Source organism: Cupriavidus phytohabitans (assembly GCF_017815025.1).
In the GTDB taxonomy this organism is placed as follows: domain Bacteria; phylum Pseudomonadota; class Gammaproteobacteria; order Burkholderiales; family Burkholderiaceae; genus Cupriavidus.
Genome location: NZ_JAGIQB010000133.1, coordinates 1 through 4,368 on the forward strand (window position 1 = coordinate 1; position 4,368 = coordinate 4,368).

3 protein-coding genes and 1 pseudogene are annotated in these 4,368 nt (G+C 54.7%); 2 read left to right on the plus strand and 2 right to left on the minus strand.

Translation table 11 applies throughout. From position 1 onward, the window contains the following. Positions 1-116: pseudogene (locus tag J8I34_RS33345) on the plus strand (IS630 family transposase); the annotation flags it as partial. A 69-nt stretch (positions 117-185) separates the two neighbouring features. Here J8I34_RS33345 and J8I34_RS33350 read toward each other — a convergent pair. Beyond that, a complete protein-coding gene (locus J8I34_RS33350) occupies positions 186-923 on the minus strand; it encodes a WecB/TagA/CpsF family glycosyltransferase (protein WP_500784449.1) in 738 nt (245 codons plus the stop codon). 198 nt (positions 924-1,121) lie between these two features. Continuing rightward, complete coding sequence (locus J8I34_RS33355; RefSeq protein WP_209808461.1) at positions 1,122-2,501, minus strand: undecaprenyl-phosphate glucose phosphotransferase; 1,380 nt, start codon at positions 2,499-2,501, stop codon at positions 1,122-1,124. Positions 2,502-3,411: 910 nt separating this feature from the next. Between J8I34_RS33355 and J8I34_RS33360 the strand changes: the two genes are divergently transcribed. Further along, a complete protein-coding gene (locus J8I34_RS33360; protein ID WP_245176329.1) occupies positions 3,412-4,299 on the plus strand; it encodes a transcriptional regulator in 888 nt (295 codons plus the stop codon). The last annotated feature ends 69 nt before the right edge of the window (positions 4,300-4,368 follow it).

Sequence of the window (4,368 nt, forward strand, 5' to 3'; positions counted from 1 at the left end):
CTCGCACCAAGCTGCAACTCGTCAAGGCTGCGTCGAGCCATCTGCGCAGTGTCCAGAAACAGCCCGAACGCATTCGATGTTACTTTCAGCATCATTCGGTGAAGTATGCGGCCTGATACAAGTTCATGAATGCCGGATCAATAAGCGGGTGCGTGAGGTGATGTGTCAACTACGTTGACAACCGCCTAGTGGGTAGGGGCGGTTTTGTCAAAGCGCAAAGAAACTGCATCAAAGACGAAATACGCAATTGCCTTGGGGTACAAAACTGCGTAACGTTTGATTAATTTTGGTTCGTCATAAATTCGATAGAGCCAACGTAGTCCCGTTCGGGTTATCCATTCTGGATAGTAGTTCAGGCGCCCCGCTTTTGCGGTCTGATGTATAAATCCCCCACAGGTAAAGCCTGTGCCTTGCCAGCCAGCTTTGCGCAGGTCCCATAGGAATCGTTCCTGCAATGGGGCGCCCATCCCGCAAATGACTATATCGGGAGAGGTGAAAACGATTGACTTTAATGTTTCATCGCGCTCGGATCTCGATGAGAAATATCCATCTCGGATCCCACACACGCGGAGTCCACTATACCGGTCTGTCAGAATTTTTGATGCCGCCGTCACAGAGTCAACAGTGGAACCGATAAAAAAAACTCGTTGCTCGTTCGCTACGGCCTGCTCAAGCACTGCTGCAGCTAGTGAGGTCATGTCAAAGCTAATGCGCTCGACGCTGGCGAGCCTTAGGAGCCGCAGCATGACAACTAGCAAACCACCATCAATCCCGATACGGTCCATCTTTGCTAGTAGCTCCGGGTTCTTTCGGAGAACAAGATAAGAATAGGGATTTAGAAAAGTTACTAGTTGTCCAGGCGCCATATCTTCGCAACATTTCGCCAGTCGTTTCAGAATGACATTGGCAGTTATTGATGTCATTTTTTAGGATTATCTGGTGTAATTTGTTCGGTGAAAATTAAAGGAGATTGAGCGGTTCATGAGTGATGGGGATCAATAGTCACCTACGTCTCATATGCCATGATGCAAGTGAGAGGGGCAACGCGATGGTGCCTGCGACAAAAACTGTCCCGGGACGTAACAAGTGCTCTAGCTTCGTAGGAAGGCGCGACAGACAGTTCAATACGCATTCTGCCCACTCCATCCCTTGAACGCTGTCCAAAAAATGATCCTCAGATCCATCCAGAACGACCAATTCCGGATATAAAAGATGTCGTGTTCCACCCGTTTAGTCATCTTGTCCAGCGTGTCGGTCTCGCCGCGATAGCCGTTGATCTGCGCCCATCCCGTGATGCCAGGTTTGACGCGGTGGCGCAGCATGTAGAAGTCCAACTGCTCCTTGTACATATTGTTATGTGCCATAGCATGCGGCCTCGGGCCAACTACGCTCATCTCGCCCCGGAGCACATTGATGAACTGCGGCAGCTCGTCTAGGCTGGTACGGCGTAGGACGGCGCCGATGGGTGTGATTCGGCTGTCGCCTTTGGTGGCTTGCGTGACGGTACCACGCTCAGCGTGGACCTTCATGCTGCGGAACTTGTAGACATGGATGACACGGCCGTCCATGCCAAGGCGCTCCTGCTTGAAGAAGACGGGGCCCGGGGAGTCGCGCTTGATCAGGATGCCAATGATGAGGAATAGCGGTGACAAAGCTAAAAGAACGAGGGCAGCAAAAGCACGGTCAAATACGGCCTTGATCGCGCCGCGTACGCCGAGCGAGGGCGGGCGATTCATTTCCACAGCGGGCATACCGAGGAAATTTCCTACATTGTGGTTGAGTAGGTCGAAGTCGAGCACGCTCGGCATCCACTTGATGTCGATGAAGTCATTGCGCAACGAGAAGGCAATTTCCTGCATCAAACGGTGCTCGCTCATGGGTAGCGAGATCCAGATCTCGTCGATGCCATGTTCCCGCGCGAACCCTGGAACCTGCATGCTGTCGGTAATGCGCCGGCGTCCTTCTGGAGTGGGCTCGCCTTCAGGGGCGTAGATGCCGGCAATCTTGAATCCGGTGGTATGGCTGGCAGTCGCGCGGCGATACATTTCCTGACCGGTACGCCCATAGCCAACAATGAGCACGCGCTTACTGTTGGCGCCGGTGGCGCGTACCAGGTTGAGTACCGTACGGCTGGCCAGTCGGAGGCCCAGCAGGCCGGCTAGCGAAAATATGTACCAATACGCCATCCACAAGCGGGAGAGCGCATCTGCTTGGTGCAACAGGTAGGTCAAAAGCAGGCTGATGAGCCAGACAAGGCTCCAGGCGGACAGCAGACGCGTGGCAAGTGAGAGTAGGCTTCGACCACGCCATGAGTTGTAGAGGTCGAAGCCGGGCAATACGATGAAGGCGATCGCGCAGCCGAAGTACTGGACGAATAGGTGGATTGGCGCATGGATCGTGTCAAAACGAACTTGGCTGGCCAGCAGTGCCGCTAGCCAGATTGCTCCGGCGTCTAGCAGGCGGACCATCAGCGCGAGCTGATCGTGGTGTCTGGCAAACATATCGCGATAGCTACCCATGCTTCCCTCCGAAGCGTTCGCATAATGGGCGCTCAAGCGAGTGCCCATGCCGTGTTTGTCTCCTCCAAATTTGCAGTCCTCGACACATGACGGCCATGTTTTTCAGCATGGCGCATCAATAGTCTGGCTTGCTTTTGGTGTGGTCAAAGCGGAGTTGCGCTGATCTGCTTCGCAGCAAACGATGTCCATCGCTTAGCCCCTCAACGGGCCCAGTCACTGGCCGGGCTGTGAAGGACGCTCACCGAACTGCTGCGCTCCTTTCCTGCCGACGCACTGATGGCGCCGGGGTGCTTCGTACCTCTTCAGGTGCGAATAGTGGGATCTAGTTGAAAGCGTCGGTACCCTTCATCAGCAGGGATAGATTGTTGATATGCACGAGACCGTTGCATAGCGCGCCCATGTCGCATAGATAGGCGGGATCCGACATAGGCGGAATTATATTGGTCGTGGATTGCCTATTCCTGTGAGCCATTCACCGGCAAAAGCGATGGTCAAGTCAGCGCATCGGTGAAAATGCAAAGTCGGCGTCAGATGTCATCGGGTTGAAACGGGCATCCGATCTCAGTGCGGAAATGGAAGAGCCAGCGCTTCCGCGCTATGCACTCGCATTAGCCCCGATGTGTCTTTTGCATCCGCTATTCAGATAGTTCAGCAATCAACATGCGGGTGTCATCGAGACATGTCATCGCGCGCGCGCAAATGCGTTGCGAATACGTCAAATGCCACCCTGCTCAAGAAGGGAAGCCATATACCAACGGACCCCTCCAATAGGGGGAAAGGCTAGTGTGCGCTAGCGCGCAGAATCCGGAGCCGCCCTAGTTGTGTGGTGCACAAAAAGATGCTGGTCAAGTGGGTAGCTCGGCACTTTTTGCCTAACGTAGCAGTTAACGGCATGAATAACGCAGAACTTAATCCGATTTTTACACGAGAGCAGTTGGATTTGTATTTCGGATCATACATTGGGATGGAGGGAGGTAATCCGGCCGGCGCAGTGTGGTTCTGCGATAACGCGCCTTCCATGGCCGAGCCCCTTGTGGAACCGCTGCTCCCTCAAACCGTACCGAATGCATGGGATTCGGCCTACAGGCACAAGAAACGCCATGAAATGGAGCGCTGGCAATCTCACAAGAAGATTGCGCGGATCATGGCGGCGGCGCGCGCGCAAACGATCGGGACTGCACTCCGCGGGCGGGACTGGAAAGACTACTTCGACCATCAACTCTATGCGCGGAATGGGGCTGAATTTAAGCTCAGCCTTTACCCACTGCCGGCACGGACGATCAATCAGACATCGTGGTCAAGAGCCTTCCGCGGTCAGCCAGCACTTATTCCAAAGCAGCGTTACATGGACCTTTGCCGAGACGGTAAGCGTTTCGCCTTCATCGATGACATTCGCGGGCTCTGGAAGCCCAAGGTGGTCGTGTGCTTCGGCGAGCGGTATGAAGATTACTTCGTGAAAGCGTTCCAACTTTCGACAACTCGCGTTGTTAACGACATCCTGCAACCGGCTGACCAGATTAAGCCTTTGCGGTTGTTCGTGCGCGACGATACGAGGTGGATCATCTGCCCGGCGCTTGCTGGTGCCGCGGGCCTCATGTCGGATGTGTTGCTGGACGCGATGGGCCAATACATCGCACGCTGGTTGGAGCCCGAAGATTTCCCGCCATTGTCCATCGGCGCAGATGTGCCCACCTATGAGCGAACCGTGGAACGTGGGCACCGTAGCTTGTCAGGGGGTAGAGGGGCGGGTGCTGCTCTCCTCCTCTGCCAGGAGCATTAGCAGGCTGCTGAAATACCGGCAGTGGACGTCAGCGCGACGACTTGCTGAATCGTTAATCTGAGGACTCCT